A 22516-nucleotide genomic window follows, 5' to 3' on the forward strand; every position below is an offset into this window, starting at 1 on the left:
TTTGTAAGCAAGTGGAATTTAAAGCCTGGCGATGACCTACTCTCACATGGGGAAGCCCCACACTACCATCGGCGCGATTTCGTTTCACTTCTGAGTTCGGCATGGGATCAGGTGGGTCCAAAATGCTATGGTCGCCAAGCAAATTCTTTGTTGTTACCGCTACGCAGCAACAATTAATTCAGAAAGCTGTCGTTCTCACACAATCAAGTGTGTCTCTATATCGAGTCCGATACAAAACCTTTTTGGTGTTGTATGGTTAAGTCTCACGGGCCATTAGTACAGGTTAGCTCAACGCCTCACAACGCTTACACACCCTGCCTATCAACGTTCTAGTCTCGAACAACCCTTTAGGACGCTTATAGCGCCAGGGAAGACTCATCTCAGGGCTCGCTTCCCGCTTAGATGCTTTCAGCGGTTATCGATTCCGAACTTAGCTACCGGGCAATGCGTCTGGCGACACAACCCGAACACCAGAGGTTCGTCCACTCCGGTCCTCTCGTACTAGGAGCAGCCCCCTTCAATCTTCCAACGCCCACGGCAGATAGGGACCGAACTGTCTCACGACGTTCTAAACCCAGCTCGCGTACCACTTTAAATGGCGAACAGCCATACCCTTGGGACCGACTTCAGCCCCAGGATGTGATGAGCCGACATCGAGGTGCCAAACACCGCCGTCGATATGAACTCTTGGGCGGTATCAGCCTGTTATCCCCGGAGTACCTTTTATCCGTTGAGCGATGGCCCTTCCATTCAGAACCACCGGATCACTATGACCTGCTTTCGCACCTGCTCGAATTGTCATTCTCGCAGTCAAGCGGGCTTATGCCATTGCACTAACCTCACGATGTCCAACCGTGATTAGCCCACCTTCGTGCTCCTCCGTTACTCTTTGGGAGGAGACCGCCCCAGTCAAACTACCCACCAGGCACTGTCCTCACCCCAGATAATGGGGCCAAGTTAGAACATCAAACATACAAGGGTGGTATTTCAAGGTCGGCTCCACAATCACTAGCGTGACTGCTTCATAGCCTCCCACCTATCCTACACATGTAGGCTCAATGTTCAGTGCCAAGCTGTAGTAAAGGTTCACGGGGTCTTTCCGTCTAGCCGCGGGTACACTGCATCTTCACAGCGATTTCAATTTCACTGAGTCTCGGGTGGAGACAGCGTGGCCATCATTACGCCATTCGTGCAGGTCGGAACTTACCCGACAAGGAATTTCGCTACCTTAGGACCGTTATAGTTACGGCCGCCGTTTACCGGGGCTTCGATCAACCGCTTCGAGTTACCTCTAACAGCATCAATTAACCTTCCGGCACCGGGCAGGCGTCACACCGTATACGTCATCTTACGATTTTGCACAGTGCTGTGTTTTTAATAAACAGTTGCAGCCACCTGGTATCTGCGACTCTCAATAGCTCCAAGAGTAAATCTCTTCACCGTCAAGAGCGTACCTTCTCCCGAAGTTACGGTACCATTTTGCCTAGTTCCTTCACCCGAGTTCTCTCAAGCGCCTTGGTATTCTCTACCCGACCACCTGTGTCGGTTTGGGGTACGATTCCTTACAATCTGAAGCTTAGAGGCTTTTCCTGGAAGCATGGCATCAATGACTTCATCACCTTAGTGACTCGACATCGTGTCTCGGCCTTAAAGGAAACCGGATTTACCTAATTTCCAAGCCTACGCACTTGAACCTGGACGACCGTCGCCAGGCCCACCTAGCCTTCTCCGTCCCCCCATCGCAATTGTAAGAAGTACGGGAATATTAACCCGTTTCCCATCGACTACGCTTTTCAGCCTCGCCTTAGGGGTCGACTTACCCTGCCCCGATTAACGTTGGACAGGAACCCTTGGTCTTCCGGCGTGGAGGTTTTTCACCCCCATTATCGTTACTCATGTCAGCATTCGCACTTCTGATACCTCCAGCAGACTTTACAATCCACCTTCAACGGCTTACAGAACGCTCCCCTACCCAATACCTAAAAGGCATTGCCGCAGCTTCGGTTTACAACTTAGCCCCGTTACATCTTCCGCGCAGGCCGACTCGACTAGTGAGCTATTACGCTTTCTTTAAATGATGGCTGCTTCTAAGCCAACATCCTAGCTGTCTAAGCCTTCCCACATCGTTTCCCACTTAGCTGTAATTTGGGACCTTAGCTGGCGGTCTGGGTTGTTTCCCTCTCCACGACGGACGTTAGCACCCGCCGTGTGTCTCCCGGATAGTACTTACTGGTATTCGGAGTTTGCAAAGGGTTGGTAAGTCGGGATGACCCCCTAGCCTTAACAGTGCTCTACCCCCAGTAGTATTCGTCCGAGGCGCTACCTAAATAGCTTTCGGGGAGAACCAGCTATCTCCGAGTTTGATTGGCCTTTCACCCCTAGCCACAGGTCATCCGCTAATTTTTCAACATTAGTCGGTTCGGTCCTCCAGTTGATGTTACTCAACCTTCAACCTGCCCATGGCTAGATCACTCGGTTTCGGGTCTATATCCAGAGACTGGGCGCCCAGTTAAGACTCGCTTTCGCTACGGCTCCCCTAAACGGTTAACCTTGCCACTGAATATAAGTCGCTGACCCATTATACAAAAGGTACGCAGTCACCCCATAAAGAGGCTCCTACTGCTTGTACGTACACGGTTTCAGGTTCTATTTCACTCCCCTCACAGGGGTTCTTTTCGCCTTTCCCTCACGGTACTGGTTCACTATCGGTCAGTCAGGAGTATTTAGCCTTGGAGGATGGTCCCCCCATATTCAGACAGGATATCACGTGTCCCGCCTTACTCGATTTCACCACAAATACGTTAACGGTTACGGGGCTATCACCCGGTATCGCGTGCCTTTCCAGACACTTCACCTGACGCATAAATGGCTTAAGGGCTAATCCGGTTTCGCTCGCCGCTACTACCAGAATCTCGGTTGATTTCTTTTCCTCGGGGTACTTAGATGTTTCAGTTCTCCCGGTTCGCCTCTTTAACCTATGTATTCAGTTAAAGATAACTGCTTATGCAGTTGGGTTTCCCCATTCGGACATCGTAGACTCAAGTGGCTCTTACTGCCTCATCTACGCTTATCGCAAGTTAGTACGTCCTTCATCGCCTCTGACTGCCAAGGCATTCACCGTGTACGCTTAGTCACTTAACCATACAACCCAAAAAAGTTTTGAGTTGTACTATTTGTCTCCACTTTGAAAAAGTGAAATCAAAGGTTAGTCACCAAGGTTGTCTGCATTTTTATACATGTTGCAGACTCGATATTGCCGGACTCAATTTTGAATACTTACTTAAAAAGTAAGCTTCCCAAGAACACTTGAATGTGTGTTGGTTATTTTCATAAAGAAAATAATTGAGAACTTTTACAAACATTCTAAAAGAATGTTTTGTCAGCTTTCCAAATTATTAAAGAGCAAAAGTACATTTTCAGCACTTTCTAAAGATTTTCAGCGTCACTAATTCCAACCACATACGTGTTACTGAAGTGGTTTGGAATCCGTTTCCAAAAATATTTAGAGAGTGGTGGGCGATACCGGGTTCGAACCAGTGACCCCCTGCTTGTAAGGCAGGTGCTCTCCCAACTGAGCTAATCGCCCACATTATTTGATTTCCTGTGGAAGGAAATGGTGGGTCGTACAGGATTCGAACCTGTGACCAATTGATTAAAAGTCAACTGCTCTACCAACTGAGCTAACGACCCATGGTATCCCGTAGGGGAGTCGAACCCCTGTTACCGCCGTGAAAGGGCGGTGTCCTAGGCCTCTAGACGAACGGGACACTAAGATACTCTTTGCTTTCTAAACCGTATCAATCTGTGTGAACACTCATCGCAATAATCTTATCGTTAAGGAGGTGATCCAGCGCCAGGTTCCCCTAGCGCTACCTTGTTACGACTTCACCCCAGTCATGAACCACAAAGTGGCAAGCGTCCCCCCGAAGGTTAAACTACCTGCTTCTTTTGCAGCCCACTCCCATGGTGTGACGGGCGGTGTGTACAAGGCCCGGGAACGTATTCACCGTAGCATTCTGATCTACGATTACTAGCGATTCCGACTTCATGGAGTCGAGTTGCAGACTCCAATCCGGACTACGACGCACTTTTTGGGATTCGCTCACTTTCGCAAGTTGGCCGCCCTCTGTATGCGCCATTGTAGCACGTGTGTAGCCCTACTCGTAAGGGCCATGATGACTTGACGTCGTCCCCACCTTCCTCCGGTTTATCACCGGCAGTCTCCCTGGAGTTCCCGACATGACTCGCTGGCAAACAAGGATAAGGGTTGCGCTCGTTGCGGGACTTAACCCAACATTTCACAACACGAGCTGACGACAGCCATGCAGCACCTGTCTCAGAGTTCCCGAAGGCACCAATCCATCTCTGGAAAGTTCTCTGGATGTCAAGAGTAGGTAAGGTTCTTCGCGTTGCATCGAATTAAACCACATGCTCCACCGCTTGTGCGGGCCCCCGTCAATTCATTTGAGTTTTAATCTTGCGACCGTACTCCCCAGGCGGTCTACTTAACGCGTTAGCTCCGAAAGCCACGGCTCAAGGCCACAACCTCCAAGTAGACATCGTTTACGGCGTGGACTACCAGGGTATCTAATCCTGTTTGCTCCCCACGCTTTCGCATCTGAGTGTCAGTATCTGTCCAGGGGGCCGCCTTCGCCACTGGTATTCCTTCAGATCTCTACGCATTTCACCGCTACACCTGAAATTCTACCCCCCTCTACAGTACTCTAGCCTGCCAGTTTCAAATGCTATTCCGAGGTTAAGCCCCGGGCTTTCACATCTGACTTAACAGACCACCTGCATGCGCTTTACGCCCAGTAATTCCGATTAACGCTCGCACCCTCCGTATTACCGCGGCTGCTGGCACGGAGTTAGCCGGTGCTTCTTCTGCAGCTAACGTCAAATGATGAGACTATTAATCTCACCACCTTCCTCACTGCTGAAAGTACTTTACAACCCGAAGGCCTTCTTCATACACGCGGCATGGCTGCATCAGGCTTGCGCCCATTGTGCAATATTCCCCACTGCTGCCTCCCGTAGGAGTCTGGACCGTGTCTCAGTTCCAGTGTGGCTGATCATCCTCTCAGACCAGCTAGAGATCGTCGCCTTGGTGAGCTCTTACCTCACCAACTAGCTAATCTCACCTGGGCATATCCTGACGCGAGAGGCCCGAAGGTCCCCCTCTTTGAGCCGAAGCTATTATGCGGTATTAGCCATCGTTTCCAATGGTTATCCCCCACATCAGGGCAATTTCCCAGGCATTACTCACCCGTCCGCCGCTCGCCGCCCATAAGCGCCCCCGAAGGTTTGTTTATGTCGCTGCCGCTCGACTTGCATGTGTTAGGCCTGCCGCCAGCGTTCAATCTGAGCCATGATCAAACTCTTCAATTAAAAGTTTTTTGTGGCTCAATGAATACTGAATAAATTGACTGTGCCAAGACCGAAGTCTTGATTGGTCACTCAGTTCATTGAAACCAATTGGAAACCGAAGTTTCTCATTTGATTATCATCAACGAGTGCCCACACAGATTGATAGGTTTAAATTGTTAAAGAGCTTCCTAACCTTGCTTTATTCTCTAAAGCGCCTCGGCTAGGGGTGCGTATAATACGCTTTAAATATTTTGAGTCAAGATATTTTTCATCTTTTTCTCATTACCGCTTAACTACTTTCGTAATCCACTTTGTGATTTGTATCTCACTCCGTGTCGGTGAGGCGGCATTATAGGGAGCTATGAGATTATGACAAGTGTTTTTTAAAAAAAAGAATTTGTTCGATTAAAAAGCCATCAAAGCCTGATTTATCGAATAAAATATCAACATTTGAGGGTGGTCACAGCAATTGGTTGGAAAAAATCCAAGCATATACGTAATATTCATGTGTCTATTTTGTTAAAGCTGGACAAAAGCCTCTTATGTTTTCACAGATAAGTAGTATTCAATATGAACTCTAATAAATCGATTTTAGTTACGGTTGTATTTGCTCTAGTTGGTGCGATTGTTTTTTCGCAACTAACTTTATCCCCTGTTATTAGCTTTTTGATTGGTGTTGTTGTTACATTTTTTATATTCACTTTTGCGAACGGAACAACTCAATCACCTCAAGCTAACTCATCAACTGGCACCACAACGCTATATGTTGGTAATTTACCTTACAAAGCTAACGAGTCTAATGTAAGGGATTTATTTGCCGATTATGGTGATGTTTTTGCTGTGCGACTTATGAAAGATAAACGCACAGGTAAGAGACGTGGTTTTGGTTTTGTCGTTATGTCCTCTACTACAGCAGACATCGCTATTGATGCTCTTAATGAAGCGGATTATATGCAACGCACTTTGAAGGTTCGCGTTGCTAATGATCCTAAGCATCCAAATGGTGATAGTACTGAATAGGTAGAAAACCTAACTGTGACAAATGTTGGTTAAGTGCATCTTCTTCCCAAAGAGGTGCACTTGCAATAATCTGATGTTTCGTCTTATCTATCGTTCCCTCTCCTTCTCCAATAAGATAAGCCACTCTTCTTGCTATGGCTTCTCCCGAATCCACCAGAACAATTTGTTGTCCTAACACCTGACTGATTTCATCTTTTATTAATGGAAAGTGGGTACAACCTAACACCGCAACGTCGATTATCCCTTGTAAAGGTTTGAGGATTGCTGATAGCTCATACAGATCTACTGGCTTACCACGTAATTTTTCTTCGGCCATATCTACTAATCGAGTTGAACCGAGCAGCTCTACCTTTTTATTTAGGGAAAAATGTTTAATTAGCTCGTGAGTATAAGATCTCGTGACGGTTGCTGGCGTTGCGATAAGACCAACCGCCTTATTTGCAATGGCGGAGGCTGGTTTAATTGCGGGAACAACACCAACGACAGGGATGGAAAGTTTTGCTCTAAGGCTCGGTAAAACAATAGTGCTGGCGGTATTACATGCAATAACGACTAGATCAATCTGTTCACGCTGAGCTATATCGGTAATAAATGAGTCTACACGTGTAACTAATGTCTCGGGATCTAGCTCTCCATATGGGTAAGCTTCGTTATCAAAAAAGTACACAATATCGATATGTGGTAATCGCTGTTTAATTTCTTTATAAACAGATAGACCGCCAACACCAGAATCAAACACAAGAACTTTTGATTGCTTAACTTTGTCCACACATAGACCACTTAGTAAGAAAAAACGTCATGATCATACTCTCTCTTATCCCTATAGCAACGGTCAATAAAGGATAAAAAAACCGCCCGAAGGCGGTTAATCATTACTGCTTCATTTTAAAACGAATACGATGCTGTTGCATAATACTTACGTTCTGGTGTTATATATCCAGACGCTAATTCATACTTTTTATCAAATACGTTGCCAACTTTTCCAGACAACTTAATACCGTTAGCAAAGAGGTAATTCATAGATAAATCTACTAATGAATACGCTCCTAACTTGTCATCATTCGATGAGTCATCATATCTTTTGCCTTGGAACAAGTAATCAACATTAAAAGTCCATTGGTCTAGTTCATAAAACACATTCCATTTAGCTGAGTTCTTCGCTCGACGAGCAAGCTCATTCCCTGAATCTTTGTCCTCGGCATCTGTATAATTGTATGACAATTTATGGCTAATTGGTCCAGTATCAAATTCAGCTCCAAATTCTAGGCCTTTAATAGAAACCTCACCGTAATTTGTTGCATAATCATTTACTGTTGCAATCATATCCGTTAAATCATTTCGATATACGCTCGCTCGCAAAGATACAAAATCATAATCAGCCGTCATTCCTAATTCATAGTTACGAGACTTCTCAGGCTTAACATCCGAACTACCGTACCCAGGATAGTAGAGTTGGTTAAACGTAGGCGCTTTAAAAGCATTACCTGCGTTTGCTGTTATACGATAGGTTGAATTCAAGCGATACCCCAAACCTAATTGCCAAGTCTCGTTTTGGCCATAGCGTTGGTTATCATCACTACGTAACGCAGCTTCTACATCTACCTGTTCTAATTGATACAAAGTATTGACGTATATACCCACGTTAGAACGTGATGTTTCTGAATAATCTGTCGTAGAACTCACACTGTCTTTGTACCAGTTTGCCCCAGCACTCACTGATAGCTCATTACTAAACGCATATTGGTTATCAAAAGAAAGTTCACGACGGTCTGTAACATAACGACTTTGGGATGAATCGGTAAAGCTTTCACTTCTTACTTGGTTTGCGCTCGCTGTTAAACGAGATTGTAAAGAATCTTTATGATAGTTCAAACGAGTAACCGCATTATAAAGCTTTTCATTACTTCTATTATAATAACCGTCGTATTGAACTTTCCCTCTTTGACCTAGGAAGAAGAATCCCGCATCCCATTGCTCATTAATTCGATAGCTGACATTCGTTGTCATGCTTTTCGAACGATAGCCATCATCGTCCATATCACTGGTCTTAACGGAGTAACCATCAGTATCAACTCCTGACACACCAAGAGATAAGTGTAAATCATTGGTAACCTGATTCGAGGCTAGCACTTGGCCTGAGTGATAATTATCGCTTCCTGCTGTAGTAGAGAGTTGAGTCTGGTTACTATGATTATCAGTGATAATGTTAATCACGCCACCAATCGCGTCTGATCCATAGACAGCAGCACGGCTACCACGAAGAAATTCAATGCGCTCAACCCCTACTAAAGGAATATTGGCAAAAGGTGCCGTCCCCGTAGTGGCACTGGCAAAACGAACACCGTCTATCAACACTAAAATATGATCTGAGTTAGTGCCTCGAACAAACACACTCTGTGACTGACCGTAGCCACCATTAGAGCCAATTTGAACACCGGGTAAAGTACGTAGCACTTCAGATAGTGAATTTGCTTGCATGCGCTCAATATCTTTACGAGTCACAATTTCAACAGGCACTGTCGTTGATTGTACGTTTTGAGCAAATCGGTTGGCGGTCACTACAACAGTATCATCTGTTGAGGTTGTTTGAGCATAAGAGACGGACGCGCACGCCCAAGACGACACCACTGCCATCGCTATATAAGACTTTTTCATGACTTTTCCTAATCGCGTAAATAAGCTGAGCAGGATCTCGATGCCCTTTATTTTGCTCAGTCGTTGGCAGGTATTCGGACTTAAGAGATCTATCCTACTTACTCGACTTCCCACAATTTTCATTGCAGTGTCTTAATGAGTGTTCGTACTCTATTACCGCTGCGCGTCAGCAATCTACAGTTGGGAAAGCATACATTTAAAAAATAGATTAGAGAGGGATAACATCTTTTAAAATGGGAGTTAGTGCGTCTAAAACTAAAAATATCAGATCAATCCGTATTACTGTCTAAATTTTTCACATTCTCTTATGGTCTTTCTAATTTTTCATTCGATTAGACCATTGAGAATCATGAGATTCGCATTCTTACTTTCCCTGCAACATAGACGGACAGAAAACCTAAACCTGCCAAAAAATTGATTTTAATCAAAATCTATTCAATTGCTAGTTTAGTTGATTGAAATCAACTAAAAATGTTCATTGATTTTATCAAACCACGAACTCAACTCTGCTATAGCCAGTTCTTTATCTACTTTTTTCTGAAACTACTACCAATTTTTATACTCAATCAGATAATTTTATATCTCCTCGGCGAACGAGCATGCAGAAACGAGAGTAGTCGTGACTATAAACAAATATCCTATGAGGGACGCTAGCTCCGCTCATAAATGAATCGAATGCTGAAAGAGTGGCTTTCGGTAACGATGATGGGTCAACAACTTTCCAAGGAACATCTGGCAGTTCGAATTCTTCTAGTGTCGGCAGTAGGTTTAAGTATGGGTCAGTCATGCATTTTATCCCTGCTTATAGTGTAAGATTAATCAGTAGTGCTTAAATTTATTTGGTTTAGGTTCTAGATGATTTCAATTCAATGGATTCTCGCCACTGCCGTGATTCCTTAACACTACGCTCAAGGTGATCGTCACTTTTAAGATGCAAACCGTTTCGTCGGTTACGAGCGGCACGGTACAAGATAGCTCTGCGTTGTTTCTCGGTCATAAAACCTCCCATTCACCAATTTGCCAGTATGATTCTATTTTTGCTAGTCCTATGTTTATGAAAGTCAGTTTTGAACTTCCTAACATAGCAAAGTTCACAAAGGTAATGTGTTGAACTCTCCGTATTTATCATTGATAAGATAAGCCACTTCTCTATTGCGCGCATCCTTAGATAGTAGCAACTCAGCCATAGTTAGTAATGCCAACGCAGGTTGACCAATTTTTAAAGACTCGCCCCAAAATGGCTTTATTACTTTAAGAGGTGGCAACTCTTTATGTCCGATAGAGTACTTGACCGGTTGATGTCGGCTAAACAATAGTATCTCGTGAGGGTGGTTATATTTTGTAAGCTGAGTCGCGGCCACTTCTCCACCCCAAACATCTCCTGGCTGCAATAAGATATCTTCCCAATTGTCAACCGGAGGATAAGTCGTCACCTGATGATAGCGAGCTAAAATGTGACCATAGCTTTTCAACCATTCATAACGCAGCTCTGGCTCATTTAAAAATCTTCTTTGGCGTTTATTCTTTACTATATGGTTGTTTTCAATAAGGTACTTCATTGCCTTTGTAACCATACCAACCGAAATGTCCGCTTTAGATGCAATATTCGCATAGGTCCCATTGATAAGGCCTTTTTCAGCGAAAAGAGCAAATAAGCACTTCATGATACCGATAGTCATAAACTGGTGAGATTTATTTTGTTTTATCGGAGGTCTATTGCCAATGAATATGCATATGTCACCAGTCATTACTCTTACGTTTCCGGAGTCATCGGCATAGTTGATATTTGAGTCATGGCATAACTGCCTAAGATAATCGCTAAGGTGATTACAGAAAAGTATGTCGTTAGCTTTTGGTCGTCGTTTCAAATAGCTTTTAATACTTTCTTTACGATGTATATGAGCATAAAAAATATTAAAAGTTATCGGCTGACCATTAACTGTCATTTTAAGCTGTGGCCTACCACCCATTTTTCCATCCGTATAGACAGCGTTGAATTCTGACGGTAAGCCAATAAGATTGGGTTCGTTATGGAGTTGTTTCATCGTAAATACACGCCTCATACATTTTTCATGATTCATGAAAAAAGTTAAACTATAGAGTTTTATAGCTTAAAAACTTAAAACTTTCGAGAAAAATGAAAAAAAGCAGTAAATTTTATTGAGGAAATTTCATTAAAATCAATAGGTAGGATTAAAAACATACATTCACTACGCATTTCTTGAAAGTATGAATACAACAATAGGAGGAGTGATATTTTTATTATAATAATCAATATATTAGTTCTATTTTTAGGTCATTTTTGTCATGCTAAACCCACTTTATTTGAGAACCATTAATATTTAAATTTATTATTTAAAAATCAATTACTTATGAAAATAATAAGTAATTAAAAAAGGGTTAATTCAAACTTTCAGTACGTACTTTCAAACTTTCAGTACGCCTATTTTTATGATGTTGAGCAATAAACTAACGCTGAAAAAGAAGGCTAAAACTCTTCATAACCCAAAGAGCTCAGACAGAAACTTTAACGGTTGCCCATGTACTCAATACTATCTATCATTACCCCAGACCAAGCATACGCCCCTTGGTCTTTAAATATGAGGCATACTTTGTATGTGGGTCCGCGCAGCACTTGGTCACAGTCAGTTCGTAAGGAACAAAGGTGACATTGAGATGGCAGCGGCATCTCTGACTTACCGTTGAATAACTCTTAATGAAATCGTATTAGATCCATCTTCTATATTATCCACTACTTGTAGTGACCAACAAAAATTATCTCACGCTCGTATCCTGACAACTATCCATATCAGTTCTTGACCTACATCCCCCAACAGAAGATTATGACTACAGTTACATATTCAATCACCATTTGACGATTTTCATATCTTATGGTTTTAGTGCAACACGTAATTAACTAGAGCGCTAGCATACAATTACTTATTATCAAAGAGGCCGCAAATGAATTACATCAATAATGAACATTATCTATATGAATTAATAAAGGATTTAAGTGATGACCGAAATGCAACGAGTTATCGTGGATATTTTTATATTACTGCAGTTGTTAACGGCAATACAAAAGTAGTAGCTGATAGTATTGACTGCATGTTTATCAAGCACTTTGACCATGTTGAGGTCGATGTTATGTGGGAAGATTGCGGGTATAAGAACTACAGAGACATGGGGGTCTATGGGTTGATGCGGTCACAATATTTCACCATTAAAAATATTACGGATAACTCATTTCAACTATTGGATAGTAATGGTTCATATGAGTTAACGTTCGAATGGTAAGAAAACTAACAAATAGAATACCGAAATCGTTTGTTTCACATAAGGCTTATTGGAAGTCGATGAGACCAAAATACTTGAGCATCCATGTGTTAGGAAAACTCTAAAACTGTGGCCAATTTTTGTTGACCACTACAGGGAGAGAGTAACAATAAATCAAATCACAGACACATAACATCTATGTGTTTTTTGCCAAACTTTACGAACAAGGTTATTGGACTATTTTTCTCCACCAAGAATTTATTAATGCCTCAGTGTTCTATATTACATATAAATGATGAGTAACTCATTTTTGGGGCATTCCTAGGCACATCAAAATCTTGAATCCATATTCCGATAAGTTTCCCCTCCTTTAGTTAAAAAAACATCCCAAACAAAATCGACCTATAAAGGTTCAAATTTCGTGTAATTAATTACATTCATCAGTTTTCTTGTAGCTATTTCTCAGTCACTCATCAGTTGACAAAAAAACAATTTAGCATAAAATAAGTTTACATTTCACAACTTTTGCATAGTTTAACCCAACATACGGATAGAACGAATGACCAAAAAACCTGAATTTTATGCTCCAGACCTAACGGAAGAACGCTTGCACATATTGAGTGAAAACCTACTCGATGTGCTCGATGAGGCCCATCATTACTCAGAAAGTCCCAATGCGACGGCCTGGTTTAAAGGCACTGCAAATTATGGTTTACCACAGGGAATGCTAATCCGTATGCACTCAGACAGTGCTTATCCATGGCTCACACTTGCCAACCAAACAATGGATTACACTGCTAGAGTTGGAAACACTCTTGTTCAATTTGTTGTAGATGACCCTCACTCACCTCGCAAGCAACATCGCCTTAAACGCAATGCTGTTGAAAAGCATCAAATATCTCTTGAATTAGAGGAAGACTATGTTGATACCCCATTGATTTGGCGATTTTACTTAAATCCTATATCTAATGGTGTTGATTATTCCCCATCTATTTCTTTATTGGGTTTCAACGGCAATGGCAACGTAATATGCAGTTGGGAATACGACACAGTTGTAACTGGTCCTGTTGTTACAGACAAACCAGAGTCGGTTGAAATTGATGAACCATTATTGGTTCGTAAAAAGAAAGTACAAAAAAAGGTCTCTGATGAGTAAAAGAAATGATTTATCAAGCTGTTAATCGTTTTAACGGCGAGCAACTAAAATTGGCGCGAGTAGCTGCTGGTCTATCGCTAGCAGATGTAGGAGATGCTTTACAGGTAACAAGACAATATGCATCTAGGCTAGAAAATAATGCTTCTCCATCGGATGCACAAATAGAGCTTCTTAGTAGTCTTCTTTCAGTCAATACAAGCTTCTTCTTTAGGCCAAGAGTAAAGACCATTGAAGCTGAACAATGCCATTTTAGAAGCTTGAGATCGTCAACTCAGACACTCAAAAAAACAATAATGGCTCAAGTAGAAATGCTTGATAGTTATTTTGTTTCTGCTATAGAAGATGAAGTAGGCTTTCCGGAAGTAAGCATCTTTTCAGCAGAAGATCATGAGTTCAGGTCGATGAAAGATATTGAGCTTCTCGCTGAACGCGCAAGAAAAGAGTTCGGTCTTGGCTTAGGCCCGATATCTAACATGATAAAATTGCAAGAGAAGCTGGGTTGTATTGTTGTCAATCTTACTGATGCTGATGAACGCATTGACGCATTCTCTATATATACGTCTCGTCCATTAATTGTAAGAAATACAACAAAACAGAGTCCAGGTAGGCTTCGCTTTGACTGTGCACACGAGTTAGGCCATCTAATTATGCACCAAGGTATTGAGACAGGTTGTCGAGCCACTGAACAACAAGCCAATAACTTTGCTAGCGCATTTTTAATGCCAAGAAGCTCTTTCGTTGCAGAGTTTCCAAGAGTAAGAGGTTCATACTTTAATTGGGATGCGCTTGTTGAAATGAAAGTTCGATGGGGCGTCAGCCTTAAGGCCATTCTATATAGAGCAAAAGCTCTCGGACTGATAACTAGTGACAAAGCTAAATCAGGTTATATCTACCTCTCAAGAAATGGCTTTGCAAAGGTTGAAAGGGGCGATGAACTGATGAATATAGAGCACCCTATGATGCTTCAAAGAGCTATAGAATTACTAGATATTCACACTCTTGAAAACCTTATCGCTAATAGTGGTTTAAGCCGACAGCTTTTGAAGGAGCGTTACAGTCTAATGTTACCCCCTCCACCTTTGCGTTCCGTTTAAACTATCTTAAATGGCCAATTAGCAACCCATCTTAGGGGACACCGATTGGCCATTTAACAATCCATATCGGAAATTAGTTCAAATAATCAAAGGCCAGCTCACTTTCGAAAAGCGATTTAGCATTATCTGAATCTAAAACTTGTTTTCTCACTGTTGGCTCCATGAGATCTAATACCTTTAACTTCCCATTAAAGGCCGCAACAGATTCTATTCGACGATATTTTCTTGCATTCTTATCTGCATATTCTGCAAGTCCCTTCAACTTAGGCAAGGCATCGCTTAAGTGCAAGCTATGTGGATCGACGATATCAACTGCGATCGTTCCGTCAGGCTTTCTCGCGAAGAAGATAAAATCCGGTCTCAATAATTTATATTCACCATTATCGAGATATGCTATGCCTAAACTATCTTGGCTACCTCGAGAAGGATTTCTGTACCATGCTTCAAATCCATCTCTATTAGTCTCATGCTCTATTACCTTAATTTCCCAATCATTTAATATAGCAGGGAAAAGACCATCGTCCTTCGACATTAAATGAGAGTCAAAAGTTGGCAAAAGCACTTCCGAACCGTCAGCAAGCCTTTCCGTTGTTGGTTCCATCCATGTTTTAGGAAGAGATAGATCGACGTCCTGTGGCTCTTTACTCATCTCTCGAATTTGGCGATAAACATCTTGGCGCACGTCCGTGAGGTTCTTTATTGAAACTCGATGCTCTTTGAACCATTGATTGGCCAATTTTTCAGCTTCTGAGTTTAAGTATTCAGAAACATCCTTAACCAATCCAAGAGCTGCAATGTCAACATGAGCATCCATTAAAGCCTCTTCTCTTGAATCAGCAACTGGATTGTTATCCGCGAGGTGCTCAGCATATGTTCTGGCTAAATCTGGACTAAACGCTCGAGCTGCACGTTTGTACGCATCTTCAATTACTGCGTAATCGGCCTCTTCAACGAAGTCATCAAAAGACATACTTTTTCCACCTAAATCGGCTCTCAAGCTTTTTCCATCTACTGTCAGTACATCTTTTCTTGCTTCCGCAACCTGTGTCGAATAACGTGCGCACGCAGCATTTAGCACTTTGTGCATCTCTTCATGAGCTCTCTTTCCTGCGTTTTCCAACAATTGATCGTGCGATAACTCATGTGCCAAAGCAGTCAAACGCTTGATAGGCTTAGCAACTTTCTGCGGTAATATCTGGGAGGGGATATTTGAAAAAATTGCCCAGATATCGTTGCTAACTTTAGTGTTAGGCTCCAGCTTAACAGGATTAATAAGCACACGACGCCCTTGGATAGGCGCTTCACCTTCGCTAAAGCTCCCATGCATTAATGACTCTGCTACCGCTTCAACAGACTTCTTGTCGAAAAATGGCAGCAAACAATCCACAGCATTTAGCCTATCGTTACCAGGAATTCTACGAGCTAACGGTGTTCGAACCATTCGCCCTAGTAACTGCGTAATGTGGGTTTGATCCTTCGCATGTCTAAACGAGACCATCACTTCAGCTCGAGGGCAATCCCACCCAGTACTGATTGCATCTTTTGCAATCAGTACTCGTATTTCTGTATCATCCTGAACTCTTTCTGGTTGCGTGTAATACACTGTATGACGGCCAAAGTTCATCGTGGTTCTTTCACCAAATACATGAGCAATATTTGTATTTTTAAGATCAGGCCAACGTTCAAAAATAGTATCTAATGCACGACTGATATCATCTGGGTTAGGCTTGTTTGGTACTTGAAGTATCATCAAGGGTAACATTGGCTGAAGCCCTTCAGCAGCTGTATAATCGGCCCAAGCTTGGCTTGATTCAACAATCTTATCTGTCGCTCTTCTCACCAGAACTGTATCGAATTGACCTGCTTCATCAGGAATATCGAGGATAATCGTATCCTTTAACAATCCCGACTCTTGGACTCTCGAAGGGTCAACAACAACATTAGGTAGTGTACTTCGCCCTTCAGCTACACTCATAGCTTGATTAAAACGCTCTACTGTCGCGGAAATACCCCAAACAACAGGAATTGCAGGCACAGAGCCGGAACCGTTAATTAGTCTTTTAACAATGGTTGACTTATCATTCTGAGCAGCTTTGCTCTTAGAGCCCATACCACGATGCGCCTCATCAAGAACGAGATACAAGGTTAAATTGGGGTCTTCAATTGTGTTGCGAATCACTTCCCAGATTGTGTGTGAACGCAGATCTGGGCGAATCTCTGGGAATAACTCGTTTTGCGCAGAATTTTGAGCATCGGGATCGTATCCCCGAACTAGAAGACTGTTTTTACTCAACTTCTGAGTATTTAGAAAGTACACTTTCCCAGGCTCGAATTTCTCCAGACTGAAAGAATTCTCTACCACAACAAGATCTGTATGGTTTAGTTTGTCAGCCGCTTCCATTAAACGAAAGCGTGTTTGCTCATTCAAAGATGGATCATCACTAAACCATATAACAACCGCACCGGGGTCAGCTTCAAAATCAAATTCATCATCCCCATAGAACAATGCCTCGAATGCAGCCGCAGCCATAACTGTTTTACCTGCACCAGTGGTCGCCGTTAACGAGAACGCATGTATATCATCATCCTCATGCCAACGCTTTTTAGCTTTAGTCAAATTATTGAGCGAGTCATGTACTGCCTCACGTTGGTAATCTTTTAACGTAAATTTCACGACTTACTCTCCATTAGTGAACTGAAAATTGTTTAGATAAGCTTCATACAAGCGAACAGGTTCCACATTTTTAGGAAGATTTCTCGCTACAGACTGAAAGCGGCGATCATCATTGGTAACTATGTAAGCAATTCTCATGTCTTTACTTTCGGTTGCTCTTACACAAAACTCCTGACTCTTATCGAGATCTGCCAGCACGCCGTAAGTTTCAGCAATATCCCATCCTTGCGGGGGAAGCTCCTCAATCTGTACAAACCGGGGACATACTTTACAAAATGATCTGGAGACTTCGTTTACATAAGTTAAAACTCATAGTTAGGAGGACTAACTATGGCTTGGAAAGAGACTTGTGTTATGGATTTAAAAATCAAATTTATATCCGACTGGCTATCTGGTAGATACACTAAGACATTGTTATCAAGTAAGTATTCTATTAGTCGTCCGACTGTTGATAAATGGATTGCGCGTTATTCTCAATATGGCCCTTCTGGACTTTATGAGCGAAGTCGCCGTCCCGCTTCATCGCCTAATCAAACACCACCGGCTATATCAGACAAGTTATTGGCATTAAAAAGGTCGCATCCTCATTGGGGACCGAAAAAAATTAATGATCTCTTCAAGATAAAATACCCACGACTTCATTGCCCAGCAGATAGCACAACCGCACACATTTTTTCTCAAGCTGGTTTAGTCAAACCGAGACGAATAAAGCGTTCTGTCACTCCTTATTCTGCAAACCTGACTAAGTCGACTCAACCAAATGATGTTTGGAATATCGACTTTAAAGGGCAGTCTTTATTGGGAAACTCACAATGGTGTTATCCATTAACTGTTACTGATGATTTCAGTCGATTTTTAATTGGTGTGGACGGTCTTATGAGTACAGGTTTCCAAGGCGTGCATGCGGTAATGGAAAGACACTTTCATGAATTTGGATTACCACTAGTCATTAAAAGTGATAACGGTGTTCCTTTTGCATCAAAAGCACTGGCAGGGTTAAGTTATCTTTCAATTTGGTTCATCAAATTGGGTATCACGCCAGAAAGAATCGCAGTAGGAAAACCAACACAGAACAGCAGGCATGAACGTATGCATCGTACATTAAAAGCAGAATCAATGAACCCGATGCAGCATACGTTAGAAAAGCAACAGATGAGTTTTAATCAATTTAGAGATAACTATAACTACCTGAGATCACATGAAGCTCTAGGCAGAACAAGACCTGCAGAACATTATGAATATTCACCAAGGATTTATGTTCCCAATAAGTATGAAATCAACTACGACCTTGATATAGAAATAAGAAAAGTCAGACATAGCGGGGAAATTAAATGGAAAGGTCAATTAGTGTACGTCCACTCTGCTTTAACCGGCGAATCAATTGGGCTTCGTCAGCTTAATGATGATGTCAGTGAAGTCTATTTTTCCTTCATGAAAATAGGATTATTGGATGAAAGACAGAAGAGAATTGTTCGACTAAGCTAGGGACAGGTGTAAACCATGTCCCCGGTTTAAAACGTAAACGATGTCCACTTTGTACAAATCCTTTTACCCTTAGAGCCCGCCCTTAGCCAAAGCAGTGGTGCAATTTTAGAAAATGCTAGATTATGGTTTATTGCTATTGGAGTTTCATAGGTCAAAGTAAAAAACTCTGCACTTTCATTAAAACCTTGAGATATTGGGAATTCATCATTGAATTTGTAATCTCCTTTAATTGGTTTATCTTCAGGAGTCAATCCTGTGATAGCAGACTTAATTCGAGGTTTTGTAATGTACTCACATATACCCAGCTTTTCCCAATCCTTATCTCCAGCTCGAAGGCCTTTTTTAATCAACTGCTTTTGCTCGTCAGCTGATACCTCATTATTTGTTATCGATATACACTGGCGATTACCTCTATCTTTTCGGTTCAAACGCATTACAGCATGAGCAGTAGTGCCAGAGCCAGAAAAGAAATCCAGAACGACAGCCTCTTTCTTTTCTTCCACAAAGAACCTTAAAGCATCTTCTACTGCATAGATTGACTTGGGAAAAGGAAATCGCCTGCCAGGTATTATTTTGGAAAGAACTAGAGAGCCGCCATTTTCTGCATTGTGCGAGGGCATGTTCCAGACTCTCTTTGGTATCACACCTTTAGCTTCCACATATACGGCTTGAACTGCACCATCAGGATCGCGACCAGTCACTTTAATCTTACCTTCACTAATAGCTTTTACGGTACCACTAGGAAGATAATGAACAGAAGCTGTCTCTAGTTTTGGTTTATGGTTTCTAGTTCGTATATACCCTTTTTCAAGGTACTTTTTCGCAGTTTCAGGAGTCAACCCCCAAAGCCCCTCTTCTCCATTTGGACGAAGAGGCCAAACTGCGAATGTACCATGTGGAACTTTGACCGTCTTACGATCGATTTCATCGGAAATAGGTTCTCCTATAGAAACTAAATGCCCGGTCTCCACATTTACAAACAATGGATAAAACTGATTCGGTCTAGCACCTCTACGCGCCGTTGGCTCTCGACGTCTCAAGCCTAGCCAGTCAATTTTTTTACCAATTTTGTCTTTTGCGTTTCGTGTCTGGTCTAACATATTTTGCTCGCCCAGCCCAACAATAGATTGGCCAATTCGCACAAAATAAATAAACTCTTCCACCCGAGAAAACTGACCAGCTCGCGCAACACCTTTAGCACTTATAATAGATGTAATCATTTCAATATTTGCTTCGGGAAACACTTGTTCGAGTAGTAGCCCCAACCTAAGGTACTCTTTTTCATCAATACTTACGATTAACACTGAATCTTTAGGGTTTAACAGTTCTTTTGCTAGTTTTAAGCGTCGCTCCATAAAAGCTAACCATTTGGAATGACGATATAAATCTTCAGATTCAACATAATCGTTGTTGTATTTCCAATCTCTGGCACCAGTATTGTAGGGTGGATCAATATAAATAGCGTCAATTTTGCCCCGATGGGTAAAAGTTAGGGCTTTCAAAACATGGTAGTTTTCACCATTGATCACTGAATGAAACGGTTTGTCGCCCCCTCTCTCAACTTTCCCAGTGCTCACAAGTCCTGGATAAATCTTGTCTCGAAATTCGGCTACAACAACAAGATCAGTAACGTCCACTTGTTTAGTCTCTGGTTCCACTGCATAGCGCTCAACAAGATGAGCAACTTTTTTACCTTCCAGCATTTCAAATTGCTTCACGACCCAAAGTCTTTGATCACCTTTGGATGTATCTCCGCGGGGCGGAAGTACACGAACTTTGTCACCTTTACGCACAGGACGCTGCGGGAGTTCAACGTTTTCAGGGCGATGACGCTCGAAATTCAAACCAAATGAACGACGTGATGAAAGAGCCCTAAACTCTCGCTCTAAATCAGCGCCCATTTGCGGATCTTTTGCTTTTGCTTGGGCGATGAGGTCAGTTAATCGTGACACACCTACTCCTTAGAATTATTGTTAAAACTTTTAGAAAGTTAATTGGTATTAGCTTGCTTAAGCCACTCATCAAGTACAGACTCTAACTTAGTTAGCTGCTCTACATGTTTTTCTTGATTCTTAGCTAACTTAGTTATGTTTTGAAGCTTCCAGCGTATAGCTGGCAGTTCAGCTGCATCTGGGTAGTCAAACAGTGACCAATCAGGATTCCCTTGTTTGAATGACAACAAAAATGAGCGATCTTTTTCTGTGAAGTGGGCTTGTAGTGCAGCGACCATCGCAGGCCTTGTAGAAATTAAGTCGTTTAACTCAACGGGTTCAAAGGTCATGCCATCGAACTCAGCTTGAAACTTATCATCAAGAGGTTGCCAGTTAGGAGCCATAACCTCATTGATAGGTCTTGGGTGGCTTAGTACGTAAGTAATGAATCCAACAAAGATATCTCGTGAAATACCTTCCTCTGCAAGCAGCATACGAACATCAAACAGGTCGCGAGGGTGCTGGCGATCCATGGCAGCACATAGTTTTCCGCCATAAAGATCGGGCAGACTAACTACAGGAATCTCTGCATAACCAAACTCTTCTTCAACTGATTCTTGGACAGCTAAGCTATCTGGCTTATGCAACGTACCTCTTGCTACCGGAGAGACTTCTATTTTAATTGTTGCATTAGGACTTGTAACAACAATACGCAATTCATCTAACCTATGGTCCTGCAATACAGCTCGGTTCTCAGGTTCTTTGTTGATTAAATCGGTTATACGTTGCAATGCTGCTTTTACATTTGCTAGAGCTTCATTTCGGGGCTCAAGAGGAAGATAAGCAAGATCAATATCCACAGACAAGCGTGGAAAATCTCTCACAAATAAGTTGATAGCTGTACCACCTTTGAGTGCAAATGAAGGTTCTGTTGCAACCACTGGTAACATTCTAATCAGCAGTGAAACTTGCTTGTAATAAGGGCTCTCTCTATCCATTGTTTGCTTCTTCTTTTTTTACACTTAATATCTCTGGCACAGTGATTTGGTAACGCTCATCAAATCGCCCTTGCTCTACCACCTGACGCTTTCCTGAACCTAATGAGATCTTTGTTTCATCAATGCGCTGAGTCCACTGATGCCCATGATAATGACTCAAAAACAAAAACACTCTATTGGTTTGAACCGAGCTACTACGTTCAAGAAGAGATTGCACCTTTCTAGGGCTCAGGTTTACAAGACCTTGAAAAAGCTCTGCTGCATGCTCAAAAGAAATTTGCTTCCCGATTGCATCAGCAACCTCGTAAGCAGCAAGCTCTGGGCAACTAGCTTTTAGCTCTTTTCCTTTAACCGTAATCACTTTTAGGTCCTTGTCAGAGACAGCTTCAAGCTTATGGTTACCACAATAAAACCAATTTTGATTGGGAAATTCACGAAACCACTTAGGTAATGATTGTTTGTTCTTCACCCCTATCCAAACTTGTTCTTTACTTAGCTGTAAATAGTGACTCAGTCCTTGGTGAGTTAAACTGCTTAACCCAGCCAGATGAACACGATGGTGCAACTGTGTGTCCATCGCTTGTAGAGCATCCACCCAGCCTGGCTTAACATCATCTTTTGCGCCTGGCCGATAATAAACGCCTGAAGATAGCTTGCTAAGCCAACCACTCTGCGCATATTTTTGAGCTAAGGAATAGCTAATTCCGTTCTCAGTCAGCCATTGCTGTAGAACGAGAGATCCAGGAGATGTATGGGTAACCAGCCAGTTTATCTTGGATGACATTTTTATACCTAAAGTATGAATATTACGTAAAACGCAAACCTTTTGTTTATTCAGTATTAAATTATAACACCCTAGG

Annotated in this window: 14 protein-coding genes, 3 tRNA genes, 3 rRNA genes and 1 riboswitch; of the genes, 5 read left to right on the forward strand and 15 right to left on the reverse strand. The window is 42.3% G+C overall.

Going from position 1 to position 22516, the window contains the following annotated elements:
* Positions 1-23: 23 nt before the first annotated feature.
* The 6 genes from rrf to I1A42_RS15575 all read right to left on the reverse strand — a co-directional run bounded on the left by rrf (position 24) and on the right by I1A42_RS15575 (position 5388).
* Positions 24-139 (reverse strand): 5S ribosomal RNA (gene rrf / locus I1A42_RS15550).
* Positions 140-252: 113 nt separating this feature from the next.
* Positions 253-3141: ribosomal RNA gene (locus tag I1A42_RS15555) — 23S ribosomal RNA — on the reverse strand.
* Positions 3142-3510: 369 nt separating this feature from the next.
* Positions 3511-3586, reverse strand: a tRNA-Val gene (locus I1A42_RS15560).
* A gap of 28 nt (positions 3587-3614) precedes the next feature.
* Positions 3615-3690: transfer RNA gene (locus I1A42_RS15565), tRNA-Lys, on the reverse strand.
* A 1-nt stretch (position 3691) separates the two neighbouring features.
* Positions 3692-3767 (reverse strand) — tRNA-Glu (locus tag I1A42_RS15570).
* Between the two features lie 68 nt (positions 3768-3835).
* A 16S ribosomal RNA gene (locus tag I1A42_RS15575) occupies positions 3836-5388 on the reverse strand.
* The 16S, 23S and 5S rRNA genes sit together here with 3 tRNA genes alongside, the layout of an rRNA operon.
* A gap of 549 nt (positions 5389-5937) precedes the next feature.
* On the opposite strand from I1A42_RS15575, the gene I1A42_RS15580 reads away from it, so the two are divergent.
* Positions 5938-6387 (forward strand): RNA recognition motif domain-containing protein, encoded by a 450-nt coding sequence (locus I1A42_RS15580; protein ID WP_161158559.1) that lies wholly within the window; start codon positions 5938-5940, stop codon positions 6385-6387.
* Here the strand turns inward: I1A42_RS15580 and murI are convergent.
* The 5 genes from murI to I1A42_RS15605 form a co-directional block, all read right to left on the reverse strand.
* Entirely contained in the window at positions 6356-7156 is an 801-nt protein-coding gene (gene murI / locus I1A42_RS15585; protein WP_196123981.1) for a glutamate racemase, read from the reverse strand. The genes I1A42_RS15580 and murI overlap by 32 nt on opposite strands.
* Positions 7157-7272: 116 nt before the next feature.
* On the reverse strand, positions 7273-9042 hold the full coding sequence (locus I1A42_RS15590) for a TonB-dependent receptor domain-containing protein (protein WP_161158561.1): 1770 nt from the start codon (positions 9040-9042) through the stop codon (positions 7273-7275).
* A gap of 48 nt (positions 9043-9090) precedes the next feature.
* Positions 9091-9395: riboswitch (cobalamin riboswitch) on the reverse strand.
* 209 nt (positions 9396-9604) lie between these two features.
* Positions 9605-9829 carry a hypothetical protein gene (locus I1A42_RS15595; RefSeq protein ID WP_196123982.1) on the reverse strand — a complete coding sequence of 75 codons (225 nt, stop codon included), beginning with the start codon at positions 9827-9829 and terminating at the stop codon, positions 9605-9607.
* Between the two features lie 57 nt (positions 9830-9886).
* On the reverse strand, positions 9887-10039 hold the full coding sequence (locus I1A42_RS15600) for a hypothetical protein (RefSeq protein WP_157726750.1): 153 nt from the start codon (positions 10037-10039) through the stop codon (positions 9887-9889).
* A gap of 94 nt (positions 10040-10133) precedes the next feature.
* Entirely contained in the window at positions 10134-11087 is a 954-nt protein-coding gene (locus I1A42_RS15605) for a type IV toxin-antitoxin system AbiEi family antitoxin (protein ID WP_230389537.1), read from the reverse strand.
* Positions 11088-12003: 916 nt separating this feature from the next.
* On the opposite strand from I1A42_RS15605, the gene I1A42_RS15610 reads away from it, so the two are divergent.
* From I1A42_RS15610 to I1A42_RS15620, 3 genes are all read left to right on the forward strand, one after another.
* Positions 12004-12339 (forward strand): hypothetical protein, encoded by a 336-nt coding sequence (locus I1A42_RS15610; protein WP_196123984.1) that lies wholly within the window; start codon positions 12004-12006, stop codon positions 12337-12339.
* A 538-nt stretch (positions 12340-12877) separates the two neighbouring features.
* Positions 12878-13474 (forward strand): hypothetical protein, encoded by a 597-nt coding sequence (locus I1A42_RS15615; protein WP_000162945.1) that lies wholly within the window; start codon positions 12878-12880, stop codon positions 13472-13474.
* 5 nt (positions 13475-13479) lie between these two features.
* On the forward strand, positions 13480-14568 hold the full coding sequence (locus I1A42_RS15620; protein ID WP_196123985.1) for a helix-turn-helix domain-containing protein: 1089 nt from the start codon (positions 13480-13482) through the stop codon (positions 14566-14568).
* Positions 14569-14641: 73 nt separating this feature from the next.
* On the opposite strand, the gene I1A42_RS15625 is transcribed toward I1A42_RS15620, so the two are convergent.
* A complete protein-coding gene (locus I1A42_RS15625; protein ID WP_196123986.1) occupies positions 14642-17242 on the reverse strand; it encodes a DEAD/DEAH box helicase in 2601 nt (866 codons plus the stop codon).
* Positions 17243-17572: 330 nt separating this feature from the next.
* Between I1A42_RS15625 and I1A42_RS15630 the strand changes: the two genes are divergently transcribed.
* Positions 17573-18727, forward strand: coding sequence for an integrase core domain-containing protein (locus I1A42_RS15630; protein ID WP_196123987.1), 1155 nt, complete (start codon positions 17573-17575; stop codon positions 18725-18727).
* Between the two features lie 26 nt (positions 18728-18753).
* Here I1A42_RS15630 and I1A42_RS15635 read toward each other — a convergent pair whose 3' ends face one another.
* The 3 genes from I1A42_RS15635 to I1A42_RS15645 are packed head-to-tail and all read right to left on the reverse strand — an operon-like array spanning position 18754 to position 22440.
* The gene (locus I1A42_RS15635) at positions 18754-20679 is read right to left on the reverse strand and encodes a DNA methyltransferase (protein WP_196123988.1); all 1926 of its coding nucleotides are present in this window, start codon (positions 20677-20679) and stop codon (positions 18754-18756) included.
* A 38-nt stretch (positions 20680-20717) separates the two neighbouring features.
* On the reverse strand, positions 20718-21656 hold the full coding sequence (locus I1A42_RS15640; protein WP_196123989.1) for a nucleotidyl transferase AbiEii/AbiGii toxin family protein: 939 nt from the start codon (positions 21654-21656) through the stop codon (positions 20718-20720).
* Positions 21649-22440: a type IV toxin-antitoxin system AbiEi family antitoxin gene (locus I1A42_RS15645; protein ID WP_196123990.1), complete on the reverse strand. Its 792-nt coding sequence runs from the start codon at positions 22438-22440 to the stop codon at positions 21649-21651. Before I1A42_RS15645 ends, I1A42_RS15640 begins: the two co-directional genes overlap by 8 nt.
* Positions 22441-22516 lie beyond the last annotated feature (76 nt).

The sequence above is a fragment of the Vibrio nitrifigilis genome (assembly GCF_015686695.1).
Taxonomy (GTDB): Bacteria; Pseudomonadota; Gammaproteobacteria; order Enterobacterales; family Vibrionaceae; genus Vibrio; species Vibrio nitrifigilis.

What these genes read in the sequence shown, in the direction of transcription:
- I1A42_RS15580 (WP_161158559.1), top strand. Translation starts at nt 5,938, where the DNA reads ATGAACTCTAATAAATCGATTTTAGTTACGGTTGTATTTGCTCTAGTT.
- I1A42_RS15590 (WP_161158561.1), bottom strand. Translation starts at nt 9,042, where the DNA reads ATGAAAAAGTCTTATATAGCGATGGCAGTGGTGTCGTCTTGGGCGTGC.
- I1A42_RS15595 (WP_196123982.1), bottom strand. Translation starts at nt 9,829, where the DNA reads ATGACTGACCCATACTTAAACCTACTGCCGACACTAGAAGAATTCGAA.
- I1A42_RS15600 (WP_157726750.1), bottom strand. Translation starts at nt 10,039, where the DNA reads ATGACCGAGAAACAACGCAGAGCTATCTTGTACCGTGCCGCTCGTAAC.
- I1A42_RS15605 (WP_230389537.1), bottom strand. Translation starts at nt 11,087, where the DNA reads ATGAAACAACTCCATAACGAACCCAATCTTATTGGCTTACCGTCAGAA.
- I1A42_RS15610 (WP_196123984.1), top strand. Translation starts at nt 12,004, where the DNA reads ATGAATTACATCAATAATGAACATTATCTATATGAATTAATAAAGGAT.
- I1A42_RS15615 (WP_000162945.1), top strand. Translation starts at nt 12,878, where the DNA reads ATGACCAAAAAACCTGAATTTTATGCTCCAGACCTAACGGAAGAACGC.
- I1A42_RS15620 (WP_196123985.1), top strand. Translation starts at nt 13,480, where the DNA reads ATGATTTATCAAGCTGTTAATCGTTTTAACGGCGAGCAACTAAAATTG.
- I1A42_RS15630 (WP_196123987.1), top strand. Translation starts at nt 17,573, where the DNA reads ATGGCTTGGAAAGAGACTTGTGTTATGGATTTAAAAATCAAATTTATA.
- I1A42_RS15640 (WP_196123989.1), bottom strand. Translation starts at nt 21,656, where the DNA reads ATGGATAGAGAGAGCCCTTATTACAAGCAAGTTTCACTGCTGATTAGA.
- I1A42_RS15645 (WP_196123990.1), bottom strand. Translation starts at nt 22,440, where the DNA reads ATGTCATCCAAGATAAACTGGCTGGTTACCCATACATCTCCTGGATCT.